The organism is Delftia sp. WSY_12, from assembly GCF_043104645.1.
GTDB lineage: Bacteria > Pseudomonadota > Gammaproteobacteria > Burkholderiales > Burkholderiaceae_C > Comamonas > Comamonas tsuruhatensis.
The window spans coordinates 195053-216857 of record NZ_JBICKW010000030.1 but is presented as its reverse complement, the minus strand read 5'-3'; the positions used below and the strand labels follow the sequence as shown (position 1 = coordinate 216857).

Annotated in this window: 27 protein-coding genes and 1 tRNA gene; 20 read left to right on the top strand and 8 right to left on the bottom strand. The window is 64.4% G+C overall.

Annotated elements, in window-relative coordinates; translation table 11 throughout:
• Nucleotides 1-148 precede the first annotated feature (148 nt).
• The 5 genes from ACF8LI_RS19385 (at nt 149) to ACF8LI_RS19365 (ending at nt 5754) form a co-directional block, all read left to right on the top strand.
• On the top strand, nt 149-2203 hold the full coding sequence (locus ACF8LI_RS19385) for a TonB-dependent receptor plug domain-containing protein (protein ID WP_392413949.1): 2055 nt from the start codon (nt 149-151) through the stop codon (nt 2201-2203).
• A 132-nt stretch (nt 2204-2335) separates the two neighbouring features.
• The gene (locus ACF8LI_RS19380; protein ID WP_338500841.1) at nt 2336-2887 is read left to right on the top strand and encodes a DUF2478 domain-containing protein; all 552 of its coding nucleotides are present in this window, start codon (nt 2336-2338) and stop codon (nt 2885-2887) included.
• Nucleotides 2888-2892: 5 nt separating this feature from the next.
• A complete protein-coding gene (locus ACF8LI_RS19375; RefSeq protein WP_392413947.1) occupies nt 2893-3954 on the top strand; it encodes an iron ABC transporter substrate-binding protein in 1062 nt (353 codons plus the stop codon).
• Nucleotides 3954-4967 carry a FecCD family ABC transporter permease gene (locus tag ACF8LI_RS19370; protein WP_392413945.1) on the top strand — a complete coding sequence of 338 codons (1014 nt, stop codon included), beginning with the start codon at nt 3954-3956 and terminating at the stop codon, nt 4965-4967. The genes ACF8LI_RS19375 and ACF8LI_RS19370 overlap by 1 nt, the downstream gene beginning before the upstream one ends.
• Nucleotides 4960-5754, top strand: coding sequence for an ABC transporter ATP-binding protein (locus tag ACF8LI_RS19365; RefSeq protein WP_141831195.1), 795 nt, complete (start codon nt 4960-4962; stop codon nt 5752-5754). Before ACF8LI_RS19370 ends, ACF8LI_RS19365 begins: the two co-directional genes overlap by 8 nt.
• On the opposite strand, the gene ACF8LI_RS19360 is transcribed toward ACF8LI_RS19365, so the two are convergent.
• Nucleotides 5751-6635 (bottom strand): hypothetical protein, encoded by an 885-nt coding sequence (locus ACF8LI_RS19360; protein WP_392413942.1) that lies wholly within the window; start codon nt 6633-6635, stop codon nt 5751-5753. The genes ACF8LI_RS19365 and ACF8LI_RS19360 overlap by 4 nt on opposite strands.
• Nucleotides 6636-7085: 450 nt before the next feature.
• Here ACF8LI_RS19360 and ACF8LI_RS19355 point away from each other — a divergent pair, with 450 nt between their 5' ends.
• The 8 genes from ACF8LI_RS19355 (at nt 7086) to ACF8LI_RS19320 (ending at nt 14350) form a co-directional block, all read left to right on the top strand.
• Nucleotides 7086-8918, top strand: a complete 1833-nt coding sequence (locus ACF8LI_RS19355; protein WP_392413940.1) for a nitrite/sulfite reductase — start codon at nt 7086-7088, stop codon at nt 8916-8918.
• Nucleotides 8919-8946: 28 nt separating this feature from the next.
• Nucleotides 8947-9330 carry a DUF934 domain-containing protein gene (locus tag ACF8LI_RS19350; RefSeq protein ID WP_016453315.1) on the top strand — a complete coding sequence of 128 codons (384 nt, stop codon included), beginning with the start codon at nt 8947-8949 and terminating at the stop codon, nt 9328-9330.
• 1 nt (nt 9331) lies between these two features.
• Nucleotides 9332-10090, top strand: a complete 759-nt coding sequence (locus tag ACF8LI_RS19345) for a phosphoadenylyl-sulfate reductase (protein WP_392413938.1) — start codon at nt 9332-9334, stop codon at nt 10088-10090.
• 40 nt (nt 10091-10130) lie between these two features.
• A complete protein-coding gene (gene cysD, locus ACF8LI_RS19340; RefSeq protein WP_016448348.1) occupies nt 10131-11063 on the top strand; it encodes a sulfate adenylyltransferase subunit CysD in 933 nt (310 codons plus the stop codon).
• Nucleotides 11063-12430, top strand: a complete 1368-nt coding sequence (locus ACF8LI_RS19335; protein ID WP_392413936.1) for a sulfate adenylyltransferase subunit 1 — start codon at nt 11063-11065, stop codon at nt 12428-12430. The genes cysD and ACF8LI_RS19335 overlap by 1 nt, the downstream gene beginning before the upstream one ends.
• 165 nt (nt 12431-12595) lie before the next feature.
• A complete protein-coding gene (gene fdxA / locus ACF8LI_RS19330) occupies nt 12596-12925 on the top strand; it encodes a ferredoxin FdxA (RefSeq protein WP_012206456.1) in 330 nt (109 codons plus the stop codon).
• Nucleotides 12926-12938: 13 nt separating this feature from the next.
• Nucleotides 12939-13991, top strand: a complete 1053-nt coding sequence (locus tag ACF8LI_RS19325; RefSeq protein ID WP_392413934.1) for an NAD(P)/FAD-dependent oxidoreductase — start codon at nt 12939-12941, stop codon at nt 13989-13991.
• 86 nt (nt 13992-14077) lie between these two features.
• The gene (locus tag ACF8LI_RS19320) at nt 14078-14350 is read left to right on the top strand and encodes a hypothetical protein (protein WP_227468472.1); all 273 of its coding nucleotides are present in this window, start codon (nt 14078-14080) and stop codon (nt 14348-14350) included.
• 48 nt (nt 14351-14398) lie between these two features.
• Here ACF8LI_RS19320 and asd read toward each other — a convergent pair whose 3' ends face one another.
• Entirely contained in the window at nt 14399-15253 is an 855-nt protein-coding gene (asd, locus tag ACF8LI_RS19315; RefSeq protein ID WP_026062786.1) for an archaetidylserine decarboxylase, read from the bottom strand.
• 452 nt (nt 15254-15705) lie between these two features.
• Between asd and infA the strand changes: the two genes are divergently transcribed.
• Entirely contained in the window at nt 15706-15954 is a 249-nt protein-coding gene (gene infA / locus ACF8LI_RS19310) for a translation initiation factor IF-1 (RefSeq protein WP_012206460.1), read from the top strand.
• 60 nt (nt 15955-16014) lie between these two features.
• A tRNA-Pro gene (locus ACF8LI_RS19305) sits at nt 16015-16091 on the top strand.
• Between the two features lie 190 nt (nt 16092-16281).
• Here the strand turns inward: ACF8LI_RS19305 and ACF8LI_RS19300 are convergent.
• On the bottom strand, nt 16282-16935 hold the full coding sequence (locus ACF8LI_RS19300; protein ID WP_392413985.1) for an SOS response-associated peptidase: 654 nt from the start codon (nt 16933-16935) through the stop codon (nt 16282-16284).
• A 98-nt stretch (nt 16936-17033) separates the two neighbouring features.
• Here ACF8LI_RS19300 and ACF8LI_RS19295 point away from each other — a divergent pair, with 98 nt between their 5' ends.
• From ACF8LI_RS19295 to ACF8LI_RS19280, 4 genes are read left to right on the top strand one after another with little or no spacing between them, the layout of a single operon-like run.
• Nucleotides 17034-17312 carry a hypothetical protein gene (locus ACF8LI_RS19295; RefSeq protein WP_392413933.1) on the top strand — a complete coding sequence of 93 codons (279 nt, stop codon included), beginning with the start codon at nt 17034-17036 and terminating at the stop codon, nt 17310-17312.
• Between the two features lie 20 nt (nt 17313-17332).
• Entirely contained in the window at nt 17333-17542 is a 210-nt protein-coding gene (locus ACF8LI_RS19290; protein ID WP_017406858.1) for a hypothetical protein, read from the top strand.
• A 9-nt stretch (nt 17543-17551) separates the two neighbouring features.
• Nucleotides 17552-17794 (top strand): hypothetical protein, encoded by a 243-nt coding sequence (locus ACF8LI_RS19285; RefSeq protein WP_046985147.1) that lies wholly within the window; start codon nt 17552-17554, stop codon nt 17792-17794.
• Between the two features lie 5 nt (nt 17795-17799).
• Nucleotides 17800-18006 (top strand): hypothetical protein, encoded by a 207-nt coding sequence (locus ACF8LI_RS19280; RefSeq protein ID WP_392413931.1) that lies wholly within the window; start codon nt 17800-17802, stop codon nt 18004-18006.
• A 187-nt stretch (nt 18007-18193) separates the two neighbouring features.
• Here ACF8LI_RS19280 and ACF8LI_RS19275 read toward each other — a convergent pair whose 3' ends face one another.
• Both ACF8LI_RS19275 and ACF8LI_RS19270 read right to left on the bottom strand, forming a co-directional pair.
• The gene (locus ACF8LI_RS19275) at nt 18194-18463 is read right to left on the bottom strand and encodes a hypothetical protein (RefSeq protein ID WP_392413929.1); all 270 of its coding nucleotides are present in this window, start codon (nt 18461-18463) and stop codon (nt 18194-18196) included.
• Complete coding sequence (locus ACF8LI_RS19270; RefSeq protein WP_392413927.1) at nt 18460-18738, bottom strand: hypothetical protein; 279 nt, start codon at nt 18736-18738, stop codon at nt 18460-18462. Before ACF8LI_RS19270 ends, ACF8LI_RS19275 begins: the two co-directional genes overlap by 4 nt.
• Before the next feature lie 96 nt (nt 18739-18834).
• Here ACF8LI_RS19270 and ACF8LI_RS19265 point away from each other — a divergent pair, with 96 nt between their 5' ends.
• The gene (locus tag ACF8LI_RS19265) at nt 18835-19392 is read left to right on the top strand and encodes a hypothetical protein (RefSeq protein ID WP_392413925.1); all 558 of its coding nucleotides are present in this window, start codon (nt 18835-18837) and stop codon (nt 19390-19392) included.
• Here the strand turns inward: ACF8LI_RS19265 and ACF8LI_RS19260 are convergent.
• The 3 genes from ACF8LI_RS19260 to ACF8LI_RS19250 are packed head-to-tail and all read right to left on the bottom strand — an operon-like array spanning nt 19385 to nt 21670.
• Nucleotides 19385-19534: a hypothetical protein gene (locus ACF8LI_RS19260; protein ID WP_392413923.1), complete on the bottom strand. Its 150-nt coding sequence runs from the start codon at nt 19532-19534 to the stop codon at nt 19385-19387. The two genes, ACF8LI_RS19265 and ACF8LI_RS19260, sit on opposite strands and share 8 nt — an antisense overlap.
• Nucleotides 19535-19548: 14 nt before the next feature.
• Entirely contained in the window at nt 19549-20817 is a 1269-nt protein-coding gene (locus ACF8LI_RS19255) for a hypothetical protein (protein ID WP_392413921.1), read from the bottom strand.
• Nucleotides 20818-20857: 40 nt separating this feature from the next.
• Complete coding sequence (locus tag ACF8LI_RS19250) at nt 20858-21670, bottom strand: IS5 family transposase (RefSeq protein WP_392413919.1); 813 nt, start codon at nt 21668-21670, stop codon at nt 20858-20860.
• Between the last annotated feature and the right edge of the window lie 135 nt (nt 21671-21805).

The window sequence follows — 21805 nt, the reverse complement described above, 5'->3', positions numbered from 1 at the left end:
CAACGGCCTGAAAGAAAACCCGAGTCTTCCCGCAGACGGTTTTTTGTCACTCGTTATGTTTGTAAGTGCATATCGCTAGAATCCGGAACCTGTTTTCAAAAGGAAACAACCAGCCGCTCCGCGTCCACCCACACAACCACCGAAAATCGTGCCCCTCCAACCCCGCTACAGCGCCCCAGCCTCCTCCCCTGTCTTCCGCCTGCAATCCACGCTGGCCCACGCCCTGCTGCTTGCGGGCCTGGCCGCCAGCACCCAGGTACAAGCCCAATCGGGCACGTCCGCAACACAGGCTTCGCAGACCTTCCAGCTGGGCACGGTCGATGTGCGCGATGATCGTGAAGAGCGCGACGCCATATCTAACGATGAACAACGAACGGACGCCACCGAGATGCGCCAGCGCAATGCCGACACCGTGGCCGACGCCGTGCGCCTGCTGCCGGGCGCCACGCTGTCGCGCAACAATCGCAACGAGGAAATGATCTACCTGCGCGGCTTCGATCCGCGCCAGGTGCCGGTCTTCGTGGACGGCGTGCCGCTGTACGTGCCCTATGACGGCTATGTGGACTTCGGCCGCTTCACCACGTTCGACCTGTCCGAGATCCGCGTGGCCAAGGCTGGCGCCTCGCTGATGTATGGCCCCAATACGCTGGGCGGCGCCATCAACCTGGTCACGCGCAAGCCGGTCAAATCCGTCGAGGGCGATGCGCGCATCGGCGCAGGCGCAGGCGGCGAACGCAAGGCCGCCGTGAACCTGGGCGGCAATCTGGGCTCCTGGTACTACCAGCTTGGCGCCTCCTACCTGGACGCGGACAGTTTTCCGCTGCCCAAGGGCTTCAAGGACTTCAAGAAGCAGCCCACCGACACGGGCAACTACCGCGACAACGCCTACCGCACGGACAGGCGGCTGTCGTTCAAGCTGGGCCTGACGCCCAATGCCACGGACGAATACGCGCTGGGCTATGTGCGCCAGGAAGGCGAGAAGGGCAACCCCGTGTACACCGGCAGCGCCACGGGCAAGAACGTCATCCGCTACTGGCGCTGGCCCTATTGGGACAAGGACAGCGTGTACTTTCTGAGCACCACGCGCATCAATGCCGACAACCTGCTCAAGACACGCATCTACCACGACACCTACCAAAACGGCCTGGACATGTACACGGACGCGAGCTACTCGCGCCATGACCCCACCAGCAGCTACAAGGACATGAGCCAGGGCGCCAGCGTCGAGTGGGCCAACTACAGTTTCAAGGGCCATGCGCTGCGCCTGGGCGCGCACTACAAGATCGACGAGCACACCGACGCTGCCTCGGCCAAGGATCCCAGCAAGCACTACCGCGACGTGACGCGCTCCCTGGTGGTCGAGGACACGATCTCCCTGGCCGAGCGCTGGAGCCTGAACCTGGCGCTCAGCCACGACCAGCGCGATGCGCGCGAGGTCTACCAGTGGCCCACGGGCTCGGCCAGCGCCACCAATGGCGTGGCCAAGCTCGGCTATGCGCTGGGCGGTGGCAGCGAGGCGTATTTCATCGCCTCGCACAAGACGCGCTTTCCCACCATCAAGGACCGCTACTCGGCACGCATGGGCACGGCCCTGGCCAACCCCGACCTGCAGCCCGAGACCGCCAACCACCTGGAGCTGGGCGTCAGCGGCTCACCCTGGCAGGGCGGCCAGGGCCAGGCCGCGCTGTTCTACAGCCGCGTGCGCAACCAGATCCAGACCGTGGTCGTGGCCTCGGCCGAATGCGGCGGCACCACCTGCAACCAGGCGCAGAACGTGGGGCGCACGCGCAACATCGGCATGGAGCTGTCCCTGGCCCAGCAACTGTCGGCGCAATGGGGCGTGAACGCCGGCTACACCTACCTGAACCGCCGCAACACCAGCGACTCCAGCATCACGCTGACCCACACGCCGCGCCACCGCCTGCTGGCCGGTGTCCAGTGGCGTCCGCTGGCGCAGTGGGAATTCAATGCTGAGGTCGAGACCGAGAAGGGCCGCTACGTGCCGCTGTCGGGCAGCGGCCAGCTGCAGACGCTCAAGCTGCCCGGCTACGGCATTGCCAACCTGCGTGCACGCTACAAGCCGCGCAGCGACATCACCGTGGACTTTGGCGTGGCCAATATCGGCGACAAGTGGTACCAGTTCGATGACGGCCTGCCCATGCCGGGCCGCAGCTGGTATGTCAACCTGGGCTATCGCTTCTGAAGAGCGGACCTGGCGCGAAGCGCCCGCCCACGTCTGCCTGCGCTCCGGGTCCAGCCAAGCTGCCCATGGTCAACGACACCGGGGTCGGGCAGGAGTACAACAGCCCCATTGATACGCATCAACCTGCATGCCATGAACCCGCCCTTCACCACCCTGCCCCTGGCCGCCCTGGTCCATCCCGACGACGAGCATGCAATGGAGCTGCTGCTCGAACGCGTGGCACGCCGCCTGCAAGGCGCGGGCTGGCGCGTGGGCGGCCTGGTGCATCGCCAGGACCGCTATGCCAACGGCAACAAGCGCATGCAGCTGTTCGACCTGCGCAGTGACCGCCAATTCGAGCTATCCCAGGACCTGGGCTGCGCCTCGCGCGCCTGCGGCCTCAACCCCCAGGCCCTGGCCCAAGCCAGCGCCGTGCTGCGCCAGGCGCTGGACGATGGCGTGGATCTGGTGGTGATCAACCGCTTCGGCATCGTCGAGGCCTCGGGCCAGGGCTTTGCCGCCGAATTCGCGGCCTTTGTCGAGGCCGGCACGCCTGTGCTCACGGCCGTCGCGGCCCGCCATCTTGAAGACTGGCGCAGGTACACCGGCAGCCTGCATGCCGAGCTGGCAGCCGATGAGGTGCAGATCGAGCAATGGTGCCAGGCACAGCTTGAGCGCCGTGGCTGCGCCAGCCCCATCCCCTGACTTTCATGACCGATCTTCTGTTCACCCGCCGCCGCTGGCTGGGCCAGGCCATGGCGGCACTGGCCTCATCGGCGCTTGTTCCCGGCCATGCCCAGGCAACCACGATTGCCGCCCGCATGGGACAGATGCCGGACCCTGCCAGGCTGCGCCGCGTATTCGCGGCCGGACCGCCCGCAGGTGTGCTGGTGGCCACGCTGGCACCGCACAAGCTGCTGGGCTGGCCCCAGCAGCTGGACGATGTCTCGCGCGCCTACCTGGGCCCCACGCTGCAGGCCCTGCCGCATCTGGGCCGCCTGTCCGGGCGCGGCAGCACCATGCCGCTGGAGTCGCTGCTGAAGCTGCAGCCCGACCTGGTGCTGGACGCCGGCACGGCCGATGCCACCTATATCTCTGCCACCGAGCGGCTGGCGCGCCAGACCGGCCTGCCCTGCGTGCTGATCCAGGGCTCGCTGGCCGACCACGCACGCCAGTTGCGCGAGGTCGGCGCCCTGCTGGGCGAGGCCGCACGTGGCGAAACCCTGGCCCGCCATGCCGATGCCGTGGCGGCGCTGGCGCAGCGTGTCACCCAGGGCCTGGCACCGGCCGAGCGCCCGCGCGTGTACTTCGCGCGCAGCGCCAACGGCCTGGAAACGGGGCTGGCGGGCTCCATCAATGTGGAAGCCGTCGAGTACGCGGGCGGGCGCAATGTGGCCGCAGATGCAGGGCGTGGCGGGCTCACGCGCGTGTCCATGGAGCAGATCCTGGCCTGGGACCCGCAGGTCATCGTCACGCAGGAACCCGGCCTTGCCGAGCGCATGCGCCAGGACCCGCTGTGGCGCGGCGTGGCCGCCGTGCGCTCGGGCCGCGTGCACTGCGCGCCGGTCTGGCCCTTCGGCTGGCTGGATGGTCCGCCCGGCGTCAACCGGCTGATCGGTGTGCGCTGGCTGCTGGAAAAGCTCCACCCGCAGGCGCCGGCCCTGCAGGGACTGCCGCCGTTGGAACGCGAGGTGCGCGACTTCTATCGCCTGTTCTACGCCGCCGACCTGTCGCCCACAGCGCTGGGCAGGCTGATGGAGACTGCGCGTTGATGCCTGCCACAGGCCGCCGCCTGGGGTGGGTGCTCGCGCTGGCCTTGCTGGCCGCCGTGCTGCTGTGGGCGCTGGCGGCGGGTCAGTTCTCCATCGCGCCGCAGCAGCTGTGGCAGTCGCTGCTGGCGCGCGCCACGGGCACGGCGTCCCCCTTGTCCGCCAGCGCCGAGACCGTGCTCTGGAACATCCGCCTGCCGCGCATCGCCGCAGGCCTGGCCGTGGGCGCCACGCTGGCGGCGGCAGGCGCGGCCTACCAGGGCATGTTCCGCAAACCGCTGGTCTCGCCTGACATCCTGGGCGTCTCGGCCGGTGCCGGCCTGGGCGCGGTGCTGGGCATCTTCCTGGGCTGGTCCATGGCGTCCGTGCAGGCCCTGGCCTTTGGCGGCGGGCTGGCCGCCGTGGCCGTGGTGGTGGCCATCAGCGCCAGCGTGCGCCGCCATGACCCGGTGCTGGTTCTGGTGCTGGCCGGCATTGCGCTGGGAGCGCTGCTGGGCGCGGGCATCGCCCTGGTCAAGACGCTGGCCGACCCCAATACGCAGCTGCCATCCATCACCTTCTGGCTCATGGGCGGCCTGAGCGCCGTGACCCTGCCCGAGCTGGGTGCTACGGCGCCCGTGATGCTGTGCGCCCTGCTGCCCCTGATGCTGCTGCGCTGGCGCATCAACCTGCTGGGCCTGCCTGACGAGGAGGCGCTGGCCCTGGGCGTGCCCGTGGCACGCCTGCGCCTGCTGCTGGTGGCCTGTGCCACGCTGGGCACGGCGGCCGCCGTATCGCTGGCCGGCATCGTCGGCTGGGTGGGGCTGGTGGTGCCGCATGTGGCGCGCCTGCTGGTCGGCCCCAATTTTGTGCGCCTGCTGCCGGCCTCGGCGCTGCTGGGCGCTGGCTTCGTGGTTGCGGCCGACACGCTGGCGCGCAGTGCGGCGCGCATCGAGCTGCCGCTGGGCATTCTCACAGCCCTGGTCGGCGCGCCTTTCTTCCTCTACCTGCTGTCGCGCACGGGCCGCAATGACTGAAATGCCGACGGCGCCCGTGCTGCAGACGCTGGCCCTGGCCACGGGCCATGGGCGCCGGCGCGTCAGCCAGGGGCTTGACCTGGCCATTGCCGCAGGCGAGGTGTTGTGCCTGCTGGGCCCCAACGGCTGCGGCAAGACCACGCTGTTCCGCACCGTGCTGGGCCTGCTGGCGCCGCTGGCCGGAGAGGTGCGCGTGCAGGGCCAGCCCGTGCACAGCTGGCCGCGTGCCGAGTTTGCGCGGCGCGTGGGCTATGTGCCCCAGGCTCAGGCCGGCGTCTTCGGCTTCGAAGCGCTGGACATGGTGCTCATGGGCCGTGCCGCGCGCCTGCCTGCGCTGGCCCGGCCTTCAAGTGCCGACCGCGCCCTGGCGCTGGGCTGCCTGGAGCAGTTGGGCATCGCCCATTTGGCGCTGCGCCCCTATACCGAGCTGAGCGGCGGCGAGCGCCAGCTGGTGCTGATCGCACGCGCCCTGGCCCAGGAGCCCGCGCTGCTGGTCATGGACGAGCCCACGGCCAGCCTGGACTTCGGCAACCAGATCCGCGTGCTGGACCAGATTGCCGCGCTGCGTGCACGCGGCATGGCCGTGCTGCTGTCCACCCACCAGCCCGAGCATGCGCTGCAGGTGGCGGACCGCATCGCCCTGCTGGGCCGCGGTGGCCTGCAGGCCTGCGGTGCGGCGGCGCAAGTGGCGACACCGGCCGCGTTGGCTGCGCTCTATGGGGTGAGCGAGGCGGCGGTGGCGGCGCGGCTGCCCGCAGACCTGGACAGGCGCAGCGTTGGCATTTAGTGCTTGGGAACGGGCAGCCTCCAGCAGTGCTTGGGAACGGGCAGCCTCCAGCCAGGCGGGGGCTGCAGCGGGCGGCCTGCGTCCTTGAGCATGCGCTCCAGCAGTTGCTGTTCGCTGTGGATGGAGGAATCGGACAACAGCCGGACAAACGGATCGCCACCCGCCTGCATGCTCAGTGGGTTGGACTCGTGCATCAGCCAGTCCAGCTGATGCCGCCGGGATTGCACTGCAGCGCGCTCGGCCGGGGTTTTGGCAAGCCAGCGCCGTATCGCCAGCCCAAAGGCCTCATCCAGCACGGTGGATGAGCGTTCCGTCATCAGGTGCGCCACATGCAGGCAGTCGGCATCTCGCGCCGGGGCATCGCCCCGCTTTTCGGGTTTGCAGGCATCGATCAAGGTCCGGTAGCCCGGCAGTTCAAAGGCCGCCCAGATGCCCATGGCCGTGATGGCAGCGCCTTCCTCGGGGCGGTAGGGCTGCCCACCTCCAAACGCCTGCAACTCCTCGGCCGTGGGCGGGTGTTTGAGCAGCGCCGACTGCATCCAGCGCACGCCCTCATACATGTGCAGGTCCGCATAGCGGCTTTCGCGCGCGGCAGTCAGCAACTCCTGCGGCCCCAGCGCCTGCCACATCAGCGCAGTGAGATTGCTGGGTTCCAGCGCCAGCCAGCGGCGCGCAGCCTGCGCCCGCAACTCGCCTTCACGTTCAGGCGCCCTGGCGGCCAGCAGTTGGTAGGCCAGCACGTCCTGCCCGGCCCGCCCCAAGGCGGCCTGGCGCCATTGCGGGGCTCGGCTGTCGGCATCCTCTTGTCGGAAGGGCGGGACCGACAGATTGATCAGGATGGCCGCAAAGGCCAGATCGCGCCCGCTGCCGGAATCGGCCAACTGCGCCGCCACGCGGTGCAGATACGCATCCCAGGCTGATTCCCGTGCGGATTCGTCGGGTTCAGGCGCGTCAGCTGTGTGCGTTGCTGACAACGGAGACGGCGGCTGTGCCGGCTGCTGGGCCTGCGACTGAGCAGCAGTTGCCAATGCCAAGAACAGCCCGATGGCAACCAAGCGGTTTCGCATTCTGAAATCCTCCCTCTGGCCGGCAAGCATATCGGCCACTCATGCGTTTGGCATGCCCAGCCCCGCAAAGTCTGCTGCCATTCACTTATATCCATATCCACATACTTGCAGGACAAAACAATCGTTTGCTTCTATAAGGCCATTGCTTACATTCCCCTCCATGCAGGGTTCTGTGCGCGTGTCCCGCAAGTGCCTCGGTGCCACGCGATGAGCCCCTGCACCGCCGCCACTGGCGGCAGTCGAAGACCCCACATCCGAAGCGCCATGTACCAATACACCGAATTCGACAAACAGTTCATCCGCCTGCGCGCCGAGCAGTTCCGTGACCAGCTCGAACGCTGGCAGGCCGGCAAGCTCTCGGAGGATGAGTTCAAGCCCCTGCGCCTGCAAAACGGCTGGTATGTGCAGCGCTACGCTCCCATGCTGCGCGTGGCCGTTCCCTATGGCGAGCTGTCCAGCGCCCAGCTGCGCGTGCTGGCCCGCGTGGCCCGCGAGTACGACCAGCCCGACGCCGCCCTGCTGGCCGAGGCCCGCGCCACCCAGGCCAAGCTGGGCGACATTCCCCTGCACGACGGCCGCCGCATCGGCTCCGACCTGAAGTTCGGCTACGGCCACTTCACCACGCGCACCAACGTGCAGTACAACTGGATTCCGCTGTCCAAGGCCGCCGACGTGATGGACCTGCTGGCCAGCGTGAACCTGCACGGCATCCAGACCAGCGGCAACTGCATCCGCAACATCAACAGCGACGCGCTGGCCGGCATTGCCATCGACGAGATCGCCGACCCCCGCCCCTTCACCGAAATCCTGCGCCAGTGGAGCACGCTGCACCCCGAGTTCAGCTTCCTGCCGCGCAAGTTCAAGGTCTCCATCAGCGGCGCCGAGGAAGACCGCGCCGCGCTGGGCTGGTACGACGTGGGCCTGCAGCTGCTCAAGAACGAGGCTGGTGAGCTGGGCTTCAAGGTGCGCGTGGGCGGCGGCATGGGCCGCACGCCCACCATCAGCCCGGTGCTGCGCGAGTTCCTGCCCTGGAACCAGCTGATGAACTACCTGGAAGCCGTGATCCGCGTCTACAACCGCTACGGCCGCCGCGACAACGCCTGGAAGGCGCGCATCAAGATCCTCGTGAAGTCCGAGGGCCAGAACTACATCGACCAGGTTGATGAGGAGTTCCGCCAGATCGTCGAGGTCGAGGGTGGTCCCCACACCATCACGCAAGCCGAGTACGACCGCGTGGCCGCCAATTTCCGCGAGCCCGAGCTGGACCTGTCGCCCGCCAATGCCGAGGCCGAAACCCTGGCCCTGCTGCGCACCGCCGCCGAGGAAGACAAGGACTTCGGCCGCTGGCTGACCAGCAATGTGCGCCCGCACCGCCACCCGCAGTTGCGCGCCGTGCTGCTGTCATTCAAGCGCCTGGGCTACGCGCCGGGCGACGCCACGGCCGACCAGATGGATGCCGCCGCCGAGCTGGCCGACCAGTTCTCGGCCGGCGAGATGCGCGTCACCCACGAGCAGAACCTGCTGCTGCCCTGGGTGCGCCGCGACCAGTTGCCCCAGCTGTACAAGGCGGCCAAGGCCCTGGGCCTGGCCAAGCCCAATATCGGCCTGCTGACCGACATGATTGCCTGCCCCGGCGGCGACTTCTGCTCGCTGGCCAATGCGCGCTCCCTGCCCATTGCCGAGGCCATCACCGAGCGCTACCAGGACCTGGACGAGCTGTGGGACCTGGGCGAGATCGACCTGCACATCAGCGGCTGCATCAACAGCTGCGGCCACCACCACAGCGGCCACATCGGCATCCTGGGCGTGGACAAGGACGGCAAGGAGTGGTACCAGATCACGCTGGGCGGCGCCGACGGTTCCCACCTGTCCGGCCCGGCCACGCCCGGCAAGATCATCGGCCCCTCGTTCAGCGCCGCCGAAGTGCCCGGCGTGATCGAAGCCCTGCTGGCCACCTACCGCGAGCAGCGCCAAAGCGAAGGCGGCCGTTTCGAGACCTTCATCGCCACCGTGCGCCGCGTGGGCATCGACCCGTTCAAGGCCGCCGGCAATGCCGCCCGCCACCCCGCCAAGCACACCGAGGAAGCGGCCGCCTGACCCCAGGTGAGAGCCGCAGGAGATCCCCATGAAAATCATCGCCGCCCACGAGCACCAAAGCCCGGCCGAAGGCCAGCAGACTGTCATCGCCCCGGCCAATGACGCCGACCCCTTCACGCTGGATCTGACCGGCGTGCAGCGCATCGACCTCAACTTTCCCAAGTTCACCGATGGCCGCGCCTTCAGCCAGGCCCGCCTGCTGCGCAAGCGCCTGGGCTTCCAGGGCGAAATCCGCGCCACGGGCGACGTGCTGATCGACCAGCTGGTGCAGATGCAGCGCTGCGGCTTCGACGTGGCCGTGCTGCGCGAAGGCGTGGACATCTCCGATGCCCAGCGCCAGCTGGACCGCTTCCACGGCTTCTACCAGGGCGATGCCGTCCATCCCGAGCCCCACTTCGTCAAGGCGGCCTGACATGGGTGCGCAAAGCTTTCTGTCGCGACAGGCATCGGCCAAGGCCACCGAGGTCAACGGCCGTGCCAGCAGCGGCTTTGCCGACAAGCTGGCCGCCACCGAGGCCCTGCTGCGCGAGGCTGCGGCGCTGGGCGCCGAGGCCGTGACGCAGGCCTCCAGCCTGGGCGCCGAGGATGTGGTGATCACCGACATCATCCACCGCCTGGGCCTGGATATCCCCGTCTTCGTGCTGGACACCGGCGCGCTGCACACCGAAACCCTGGCCCTGCTGGAGCGCACCCAGTCGCTGCCCGGCCTGAGCGTCAAGGTCTACCGGCCGCAGCTCGAATCAGTGATCCACTTCATCCGCGACAACGGCCAGGACGCCATGTACCGCAGCATCGAGCTGCGCAAGGCCTGCTGCGGCGTGCGCAAGATGGAGCCGCTGGCGCGTGCGCTGGCCGGCAAGAGCGCCTGGATCACGGGCCTGCGCCGCGAGCAGTCCAATGCCCGCGCCGACGTGCCCGCCGTGGACCGCAGCGAGGTCGGGACCAAGGGCCTGACCAAGTTCAACCCGCTGACCGACTGGACCCAGGGCGATGTCTGGCACTACATCGCCAGCCACGGCGTGGACTACAACCCGCTGCACGACCAGTTCTATCCCAGCATCGGCTGCGCACCCTGCACGCGCGCCGTCAGCCTTGGCGAAGACTTCCGCGCCGGCCGCTGGTGGTGGGAGGACGAAGCGGCCAAGGAATGCGGGCTGCACGCCAAGAAGTGAAACGACAGCGTTTGACACCGATTTGATTGGAAACCAAGAAATGAACGCCCGTGTGGACACCTCCGTGCTGAGCCATCTCAGCAACCGCCACCTCGACGCCCTTGAAGAGGAAACCATCTTCGTGCTGCGCGAAGTGGCCGCCGCCTTCGAGCGCCCCGCCCTGCTGTTTTCGGGCGGCAAGGACTCGCTGGTCATGCTGCGCTGCGCCGAGAAGGCCTTCGGCAAGGGCCGCATCCCCTACCCGCTGCTGATGATCGACACCGGCCACAACTTCCCGGAAGTGACCGATTTCCGCGACCTGCGTGCCAAGGAGCTCGGCGCCGAACTCATCGTGCGCAGCGTCGAGGACTCCATGGCACGCGGCACCGTGCGCCTGGCCCATCCGGGCGAAAGCCGCAACGTCCACCAGTCGGTAACGCTGCTGGAGGCCATCGATGAATTCCGCTTCGACGCCCTGATCGGCGGCGCGCGCCGCGACGAGGAAAAGGCCCGCGCCAAGGAACGCATCTTCAGCCACCGCGACAGCTTCGGCCAATGGCAGCCCAAGGCCCAGCGCCCAGAGCTGTGGACGCTGTTCAACACGCGTCTGGCCCCCGGCGAGCACTTCCGAGTGTTCCCCATCAGCAACTGGACTGAACTCGATGTCTGGCAATACATCGAGCGCGAGCAGATCGCCCTGCCCAGCATCTACTACACGCACAAGCGCGAAGTGGTGGAGCGCCGCGGCCTGCTGGTGCCCGTGACCGAACTCACGCCCCCGCGCGACGGCGAGGAAGTCGTGGTGCGCGACGTGCGCTTTCGCACCGTGGGCGACATCACCTGCACCTGCCCCGTGGAAAGCGATGCCGCCACGGCGGCCGACATCGTGCTCGAAACCCTGGCCGCCGATGTCAGCGAGCGCGGCGCCACACGCATGGACGACAAGACCAGCGAAGCCTCCATGGAAAAGCGCAAGAAGGACGGATATTTCTGATGACCACCGCAAGCATTGCCGCCGGCGCAGCCGTTGCGGATTCCCCCGCCACCGAGGCCTCCAACGCCTCGGCCCTGCGCTTCATCACCTGCGGCTCCGTCGACGACGGCAAGAGCACGCTGATCGGCCGCCTGCTGGTGGACACGCGTGCCGTGCTCCAGGACCAGCTCGCCGGCGTCACCAAGAGCGGCGAGACCGACCTGGCGCTGCTGACCGACGGCCTGTCGGCCGAGCGCGAGCAGGGCATCACCATCGACGTGGCCTACCGCTACTTCGCCACCGAAAGCCGCAAGTTCATCATCGGCGACGCGCCGGGCCATGAGCAGTACACGCGCAACATGGTCACCGCCGCCAGCAGCGCCGACGCCGCCGTGGTGCTGGTCGATGCCACCAAGCTCGACTGGAAGAACCCGCAGCTCACCCTGCTGCCGCAGACGCGCCGCCACAGCCTGCTAGCCCACCTGCTGCGCGTGCATTCGCTGGTGTTTGCCGTCAACAAGCTCGACGCCGTCGAAGACCCGCAACTGGCCTTCGTCCACATCCGTGGCGCGCTGCAGCGCTTCACGACCGAGGCCGGCATCGCCTCCGCGGCCACCGTGCCCGTATCGGCCCTCAAGGGCTTCAACGTGGTCAACGCCGAGCCCGGCTGGGCCGGCTACGACGGTCCCAGCCTGCTGCAACTGCTGGAGCAGTTGCCCAACACGCCGACCGACACCGGCCTGGCGCTGGCCTTCCCCGTGCAGTGGGTGGAGAAATTCTCGTCCTCGGCCGATACCAGCCAGGGCCGCCGCGTGTTCTGGGGCCGCGTGGCCGCAGGCCGCGCACGCGTGGGCGACGCCGTGCAGATCCTGCCCAGCGGCCAGCAGGCCGTGATTGCCCAGGTGCTGGACCATGCCCGCGTTCCCGGCTCCATCGACGCGGGCCTGTCGGCCGGCATCACGCTGGACCGCGAGGTCGATGTCTCGCGCGGCGACTGGATCGTCGCCGCCCCGGTGGCTGCGGCAGCAGTGGCAGACGACGACTTCGATGCCCCCGGGACACAGCCGGCATGGCCCAGCCAGCGCGAGCTGACCGCCACCGTGGCCTGGATGGACGAGCAGCCGCTGGTCCCCGGCCGCACCTACCTGGCGCTGCACGGCCACCGCTGGATCAAGGCCAAGGCCCGCCGCGTGGTGCACCGCCTGAACATCCACACGCTGGCCCAGGAAGAGGCCACCCAGCTGGAGCCCAACGCCATCGGCCGCGTGGAGCTGCTGCTGCAGGAAAGCATTCCCGCGGCGCCCTTCGCCCAGGCCCGCCAGCTGGGTGCGCTGATCCTCGTGGACACGGCCAGCCACGCTACCGCAGGCGCTGCACTGCTGGATTGAGCAACTGGACAGTCCCGCTTCGCGAGCCGGCACATGCCGGCTCGTGGGCTTTCAGAAAACCGCAGCAGTCCGCGCCAGAATCTCTTGCATGTGCAGGACCGTGTTCCGAAAAATTCTAGAATCCCGGGTTGATACCGACATTCACACCGCAAATAAAAGACTCCCATGACTCACGTCGTCACCGAAAACTGCATCAAGTGCAAATACACAGATTGTGTGGATGTCTGCCCCGTGGACTGCTTCCGCGAAGGCCCCAACTTCCTCGTGATCGATCCTGACGAGTGCATCGATTGCGCCGTGTGCATTCCCGAATGCCCGGCCAATGCCATCTTTGCCGAGGAAGACGTCCCCGCCGACCAGCTCGCCTTCATCAAGCTCAATGCTGAGCTGTCGCTGGAAAAGGGCTGGAAGAGCATCACCAAGCGCAAGGCCTCGCTGCCCGACGCCGACGACTGGAACGGCAAGCCCGGCAAGCTGGACCAGCTCGAACGCTGAAGCCGCGCAGCCCATGCAAGACACCTCCGGCGCGCAACCGATCCAGACCGATGCCCTCGTCATAGGCGCAGGCCCGGCGGGCCTGTTCCAGGTGTTCCAGCTGGGGCTGCACGGCATCCGCTGCCATGTCGTCGATGCCCTGCCCCATGTGGGCGGGCAGTGCGCACAGCTGTACGGCGACAAGCCCATCTACGACATTCCCGGCATTCCGGTGTGCACGGGCCATGAACTGGTCCAGTTGCTGCAGCGGCAGGTCGCGCCCATGGACGCGCAACTGCACCTTTCCCAGCAGGTCGCCCAGCTGCAGCGCCTGGACGATGGCCGCTGGCTGGCGCAGACCTCGCAAGGCCTTGAACTGCATGCGCGCAGCGTCTTCATTGCGGCTGGCGTGGGCGCCTTTGTGCCCAAGGCGCTGAAGGTGCCCGGCGTGGAGCGGCTGGCTGCAGGCCAGCTCCACTACCATCCCGCCGATCTGGACATGGTGCGCGGCCAGACCGCCATCGTCCACGGTGGCGACGAAGAGGCCGTGGCCGCGGCCATTGCCTGCGCCGACAAGGCCCAGACCACCTGCCTGCTCTACCGCCGCGACGCCTTCCAGGCTTCGGCGCCGTTGCTGGAGCGCCTGCAGGAGCTGCGCGACAGCGGCGCCATCCGCGTGGTGATCGGCCAGATCACGCAACTGCATGCCGACTCAGGCCTGCTGCGTGCCGTGCAGTGGATGGATGGCGAAGGGCAGGAGCATGAACTGGCGGCGCAGCAACTGGTCGTCTGCCTGGGCATCTCCCCCCGCCTGGGCCCGGTCGCCGAATGGGGCCTGGCCATGGAGCGCAAGCAGCTGCTGGTGAACCCTGCAACCCAGGCCACCGATGCGCCCGGCATCTATGCGATTGGCGACATCGTCAGCTACCCGGGCAAGCACAAGCTGATCCTGTGCGGCTTCCATGAAGCCACCATGGCGGCCTTTGCCGCCGCCGAGTACCTGCAGGGCGAGAAACCGCTGCTGCAGTACACGACGACCAGCGCACGGCTGCACGCCATCCTCGGCGTTTCCCATCCGGACGCCTGAGCTTGGTGTTCGCCGCCCGGCGACCCTACAGTTCGGCGCGGCAGTGCCGATAAGGTGGGCAGCGTCCACTCATGCACATCAAGCCTATGGTTGCCACTCTAGAAGCCCCTCCCAGCACTGCCGTCGCGCCACCGGCCGATCCGCGCAGCTTCACCTTCCAGATGCCGCTGTTCCGCCCGGGCACGCAGGTCACACAGAACGGGAAGGCCGAGAAGGTCAGCCACGTCATACTGCGCCGCCGTGAACTGATGGTCTATCTGGTCGGCCATGAAGACCCCGTCAGGCCAGAGCGGCTGAGCATCGCACCCTCGATGTTCACCACACAGCGGCGCCCTGAAGCCCTGAGCTGGATTCTTTGACAGAAAACCGGGCCTGGGCCCGGTTTTTCATCGACGACCCTTCGAGACTCAGGCCTCGCCGCGCCCGGCCATCTTCTGGCCCAGGCGCACGGGCGCGGCATGTGTCCACTGCGCGTTGAAGCGCAGCCCTGCCGATGCGGGAAACAGCATGACCACGGTGGAGCCCAGCTGGAAGCGCCCCATTTCCTCGCCCTGGCCCAGGACGATGGACTGGTCGTCGTAGCGCCAGTCCTGGATGCGACCGGGCCGCGGCGGATTGACGATGCCGTGCCACACCGTTCCCATGCTGCCCACGATGGTGGCCCCCACCAGCACCAGCACCATGGGACCGTGGTCCGTATCGAAGACGCAGACCACGCGCTCGTTGCGTGCAAACAGGCCCGGCACGCCGCGCGCCGTGACCGGATTGACCGAGAACAGTTCGCCGGGCACATAAATCATCCGACGCAACCGGCCGGCACAGGGCATGTGGATGCGGTGGTAGTCGCGCGGGCTCAGGTAAATGGTGGCGAAATGCCCGTTGTCGAACTGCCGCGCCAGCTGTGCATCGCCGCCGACCAGCGCCGTGGCGCTGTAGCTGTGCCCCTTGGCCTGGAAGATCTGCTCGCCCTCGATGGCGCCGATCTGGCTGATGGCGCCATCCACCGGACAGACCCAGTCAGCCGAAGCCAGCGGCCGCACACCGGGCTTGAGCGCCCGCGTGAAGAACTCGTTGAAGCTGGCATAGGCCGCAGGATCGGAATCGGCCGCCTCCGACATGTCCACGCCATAGCGTGCAATGAAGCGACGGATGACTGCCGTGGTCAGGTCACCCGCACGCGCCTGGGCCAGGCGCCCCATGACGGCAGTCAGCGCCTGCTTGGGCAAAAGATACTGGGAGAGAACGGCAAGTCGATCAGACATCGAGGTTTTGCTATAAAAGTAATAGAAGCTGTGGGCGGATTCTAGCCAACCCGCGACCATCGCCCCTCCTCGGCCACCGCGGCCTTCAACCCTGGCCGGACCACCCCAAAGCCTCGCGCACGTTTTTCGAGGCCATCTCATCACACGCGGATGACAAAAGCCTCGCCGTCCCAGCACGAATCCGACCTGTGTTTTGCGTACGATGGCCGCTTTGAACACCGCCCGCACGGCGACGAATACAACACTGTAGAATCAGGAAGTTTAGGTGTTGCCGGGCTTCGTCTTTGCGACACCGTTGTGACCTGGTCCTCTGTCCGGTCTGCGCCTTTTGCGCAGAACATCCACAGCCTTTTCAGCCTGACCACGTACCCCATGTTCTGTGGGCCAGGCAAGGTTTTCGTGGTTCCGACAAATGAGTGCCGCAACCGACCCAGACCTAAGAGATTGAACACATGGCCAAAGAAGAACTGATTGAAATGCAAGGCTCCGTCACGGAAGTCCTGCCTGACTCTCGCTTTCGTGTGACGCTGGAAAACGGACACCAGCTGATCGCCTACACCGGCGGCAAGATGCGCAAGCACCATATCCGCATCCTGGCTGGCGACAAGGTATCGCTGGAGATGTCGCCCTACGACCTCACCAAGGGCCGCATCACCTTCCGCCACCTGGCCAACCGTGGCCCCGGCCCTGGATCGCGTTGAACAGAAAATTCGCACATTGCGAAAATACCCATTTTTTTGACGCTACAATAGCGTTTTAGTCGGAGCGTAGCGCAGCCTGGTAGCGCATCTGCTTTGGGAGCAGAGGGTCGCGAGTTCGAATCCCGCCGCTCCGACCAATGAATCAAGGGGTTAGCTCGAAAGGGCTAGCCCCTTTCTTCTAACCAAATTCAGGGTCTTCTAACCAGAAGCCGCGAAAAAGACAAAGCCCCCTCGGCGCCGTGATGGCAGCCGAGGGGGCTTTTTTGCGTTCTGAGCGCCTACAACCGTCCTGGGAAAAATCAACATCGCCGAAGGCGGCCCAGCGCCCTACCCCTCGGCCTTCAGTTCAGCCAGCTGCTCAGCAGGCAGCAGGCTCTCCTCCTCTGGCTTCTCTGCCCCGCTCCGCAACGCTCCCAGCGGTGGCAGCTTGATCAGCGCGTCGGCCTGTGCGGCCGTGCCGTGCAGCCAGGCGTCCCAGTCCTGCTGCTCAAGCAGCACCACTCCCCTCTTCTCTTTTCCCGGCCGGTGCATAAGCGAGAACACTGGATGACCGTCTGCAGGTTGGGTGATCATCGTGTAGTTCGGCACAAGCTCGCCAGTTTCAGGGTCAGTCCACTCCGAATACAGGCCGGCCAGGGCAGCCGGCTCCCCATCGGCCCGGCGGAATGACCACCACACGTTGCGTGAGCCCAGGCCCCAGTACGGCTCGACCCACGATTGCGCAGGGATCAGGCAGCGCTGGCCCGCGCGCCATGCCGGCGCGAACGTCCAGGACTTTGCGATGGTCTCGCGCCTGGCGTTGTTCGTGCTCATGGGCGTCCCGTCGCGGGTAGTCGGCCGACGCTTCGGAGAGCTGCGCGGGATCATGCCCCACTGCCCTACCTCAAGCTCGCCACCGGGCTTGATGTATGGCCCCAGGGCCAGTGGTGTGACGTGCGGCTTCCACCATGGAAGTGGCGCCTGCCGGCCGACCCGCCACATGCGCTCAACTTCGATCTCACGCGGGGTGTTATATCGATTGCACATAAGTGGATGCTAACTTTTCTCGCTCTGCCAGATAACTGTATATTTATACAGTCATGAAAGTCAAAGTCACCATCCTCCGCAAAGCAGGCGCACGCAGCTACCACCGTGGCCCGCTGCAGTACGTCAAGGGCGAGCTGGACCTGCTGCACGCACCCGTGCCTGGCGAGAAGCGGACCGTTCCCGTGTTGCGCATCCTCGGAGACGACGGCAAGAACCAACTGTTCGAGCCGCGGCTGATCTACGCGTGCGCGGGCAAGATGAAGTTCAGCGGTTTGGAGCACTGTGACCGCGCATGGCACGCGCAGGAGTGGTCCTGCGAGTTCGACTACTGATCCCACCCAGGAGGCTCACCATGTTGCTCACATACGAGGAATTCCCCACGTTGCTCACGATGCCGCGCTGGTTCGGCACGCCTGAAGTCAAAGTCATGCCGGGTAAGCCGGAGGACTATTTCATCGAACAGCTCCACCCTGATTGGTTTCTGGTTTACGACTCAGACGGTGACATGGTCTACAGCGGTGTCGGCCCCGTGTCCGTGCACCAGTCCAACGCGCCCTTCTGAGAGCCCACCATGCAAAACCCGATTGAGCGCGGCGTAATCGCCAAGGTGCGTGGTGAAGAGATGTCGGCAGCACAGCGCCTGCTGCCGCCGCCCACAAGAGACCAACCGCAGTACATCACCAGCGAGATCAACACCCTGCTTGCCGGGCGCGTGCGCATCACATTCGAGCTGCAAATGTATGGCCACGGGCGCCACCGCTTCTGGCATTGGGTCGGCAAGGGAGCGGTGCAACTGGAGCAGCCCGCTGGCTGAGCCACATGGACTCGCTCATCTGGGGCGGCGCGCCCACGGCGCCGGGCTGGTATGCCTGCGTCGTGGATTACGGCCGCCTGCCCTTCCCTGCTGCGCGTCGCTGGACCGGCGCGCTCTGGAACGATGAGCGCGGCATCCGCGCGTTCGACGGGCCGCACGCCGATGCCGAGGCGGCACTGGACTGGGCCATAGAGCGCTGCCCAGAGGATTGACAGGTTCGATTCCTGTCGGAGGGACCACCACTTTCCCAATGTTGACAACCACTTACAGCGCATTAAGTGGGCATCTGGGACATAAGTGGGACATGAGCAGCAGTTGGTTGGGCCGGATTTCACGTCCAGCCCTCGCCCAACTTGCCGAGATTTCAGGTCTGACCAAGCCGGTTTTTGACCTGGCCGCCTACCCGCCGTACTGGGAATGCAGGCTCACCAGCCGCTGCGCCAGCGTCTCGGCGTCGTGGCGCATCGCGTCAATGGAGGTCGTGCCAACGGAAACATGGCCATACCAGATGTGGAAGCCATCAAGGCCTGGCAGCGTGCCGACGGCGCAATCGCGGATGGCGCCTGAGATGGTGGCTGCCTGGAACTCCGCGACCTCAGCCCGTCCATCGAGCACGCGGGCTGCGTACAGGCCAGGCTCCTCGTTGTCGATGTGGAGCGTATAGATCATGGCTTGCGGCCCGGGACCAGTTGAATGGAATCCGTGCCCAGCGCGCGCCGTGGCGAGATCCAGTAGACCCACAGACCCCGTGCCCACGCGCAGGCATAGATGATCGACACAGCGAAGATGCCCCACTGCTCGGCCTGCCAACTGGCATAGAACCAGAACGGCTGCCCCAGCATGCCAAACACCGGCGCCCACTTGCGCGAGCTCTCTCCCCTGGCCTGGGAGAGCCAGGCCGCCAGCGCGCCCAGCAGGGCAATTGCGATCTGATCAAAGCTCATGGGAGCATGGTACGTGTTGAAGCTTCGACGGGCAAAGCTGTCTGCCTCATTGGCAACTAGCCGCGTTGCCCTTCTCTTTGAGGGCAGAATTGCAGCATGGACCACCAGCCTACCCCGATAAACCCAGCGTGGCTCGCCTTCTCCCAAAAACGCGCTGCTTACCATGAGGCGGGCCATGCGGTTATGGCAATGGCGTGCGGCTGCCTAGTGGAATCCGTCTCTATCAAACGGGATATCGACGGCGGGCGAACGCATGTGACGCCGCTACAAGGCAGCTCGAAGAATATCCGAGTTCGCCGAGTGCTCATAGCGGCTGCTGGCGTGGGCGCAGAAAAGGCATTCTTTCGTGGAAAAGATGATTCGGTTGATAACGTAATCTTGGGCTTCAAGGGAGATGAAGCAAAAGCAGAAGCCGAGCTTGTTGAAATGGGGCAAAGTGGAGAATTCCGGCTCTACACAGAGTACGCGTCTCAGATTCTGCATACTTCGGGATATTTCCAATTAGTTTCTCAACTCGCAGAGGATGCTCTTCGGAATTTTGAGATAACGGACGCGCACAAGCTCCTTTCTCTTTCGAAGCAGGTGCCGCCGCTTGATGACCTCACGGTCGAGGCATGCCACATAGCAGTGGACATGGCTCGCCGATCTAGGTAGTCGGCAAAGGCCGCGTGCACACTATCAGCGCTGCCAGCAGCCGCACCTCGTAGCCTTCGCGGCGGTCGATCTCGGCCAGGGCGGCGCGCAGCAGGTCGAAGGGAGAGGTACCGGTAGCCTCAGCCTCAGCCTCAGCGGACATCTTGGGCCCATGCCCTAAACTGTTTCCGGCAGACCCGAATCAGGCCCTTTCATAATTTTGGCATCTCGCTTTTCCTGTTCTTGCTTATCGCGCCACCAGTCAAGCAGAGAGCTTATTTCCGACCGCAAAACTCGATCCAAATATAATTTTGCTTTCGCTACGATTCCTGCTTCCTTATGCGTCAATCTTGACGAAACGCCATGTACTATCTGTGAGCGGAGCTTGTATATCTCCTTCATTGCCTCGCGCGTGTTTTTCCTGTCTTCTGTTGTTTTGTTTAGAATAAATGCACACCTATCGGCTAGTTGCTCTGTGATTCCTAAATCTTTACTTTGTTCCCCCAAAACAGCTTCTAAGCCGATGCAAATTTTTATGAATCTCGTGGTCACATCTTCATCAGTTTCCGCGTCAAATAACCACTCCAATGCTCTTCTAATTGATCTTACATTTTTCTCTGCCTTTGGATTATCCATCAATTCAATAGCAAGCCCGATTTCGCGAATTTTCTCTGAAAACCCACTCCATTCAGGATCAAATGAAAAGGAAAGATTATTCATGTAACTTGAAATACTAAGACCAAGATCAAATTCTCCCACATGCGCAAAATCACCTTCTGATTCTACAATTTTTGTCGCAAAAATTGACTTGGTTTTAAGTCCAGCCATTTCAAATGTCATCGGATTAGATCCAGGCCTACTCATGAATAGTCCGAAGATTCTCCCTATTACGCATACAACTTTGAGCTTTGACAATGCGTTCCTAGCAGCAGTGTTATGTTGCGAGTTTTTTGCATATCCGCAAGCTCCAATACTAATACTCGACTGTCTTAAACGGGTAAAAGATCCTATATTTTCAGCGTTCAGCTTTTCCCGCGGAATCAGTCGAACTGAATCACACAGATCAAAAACATTCGATAAACCAACAAGATTTGGCGCTGGGAAATCAAAAAAATATCTTATTGGTAGAGATGCAATTTTTTCAATAACAAGAGCAGCAATATCTCGACAAACCTGCTCACCAATGATCAAATGAAGTTCTTGATTCTCATTCTTAAATACATCATCGGACCCCAATAATTGTGAAGTTTGGCTATATATAATTTCCACCAAATCATCTTGATCAATCCATTCAACTAGTTTTTTTGAAGCCTCTTCATAAAAAGGTTTTAGATCATTCGACCACAAGTGCAAGCGGCCACCTGCCTTTGCGCAATTTCTTAGCCCACCATACAATTTATTTGATAGACTATTTTTAAGATTATCGTTTTTAATAGGGTTGTTCATATTTCTTAGCGCAATTAATCTTTGATGTTATTAGAGCGTGTTATGCACTTCCAGTGGAAGCCAATATCTGCGCCGCTGCCGGCAGCATGAGCACCGCAAAAACCAGAAAATGCAAGCCACTCAGCACCTGTGGCAGCCGCTTATAGTCCCGCGATAGCCGGCGAAATCTCGCCAGCCACCCGAAACTGCGCTCCACCACCCAGCGCTTGGGCAGCAGCACGAAGCCCTTCTTCGCTTCGGGCAGCTTCACTATCTGTAGATCAATCCCGCTGTCCTTGGCTGCCTGGCGCGCCTGCTCGCCCGTGTAGCCTTGGTCTGCCCAGGCCAGCTCTACCGTGTGGCCCGTGGCTTGCTGCACTTGCTCGCACAAGGTGCGTACTTGTGCCCGCTCTTGTTCGTCGGCAGGCGTGACATGCACGGCAAGCAGCTGGCCCAAGGTATCCACTGCCATATGGACCTTGCTGCCACGTTTGCGCTTGTAGCCGTCATAGCCCGCACGCGGGCCACTCTCGCAACTGGACTGCAATGTTCGCCCAGCCATCACCACAGCGCTGGGTTGGCCTTGGCGCCCTTGCGCGACACGGATGATGGAGCGCAAGTCAGACGCCATGGCCTCGACGCAGCCTGCGTCGAGCCAGCGCCGGCTTTGCTGGTAGACCGCCTCCCACGGTGGCAGGTCATTGGGCAGCAGTCGCCAAGGTGCACCTGCCCGGACCAGCCAGCGCAGAGCGTTGAAGACTTCGCGCAAATCATGCTCGCGCTGTGGTGCGCGCTGGTCCATCAGGGTGAGGTAAGGGGCAGAGAAGCTCCATTCTTCATCGCTGACGTCGGTTGGGTAAGGCTTTCGAGGCATCGCCGAACTCTACTCGGGCTACCGGTCACAGCCAACGAAAGTTCATAACACGCTCTATGCGGAAGATCCTCGTTATCTCAGTCGTACCAGCTATCGTTGAGCCAGCCTCCGAATAGCAGAGCGGCTAATTCTCAC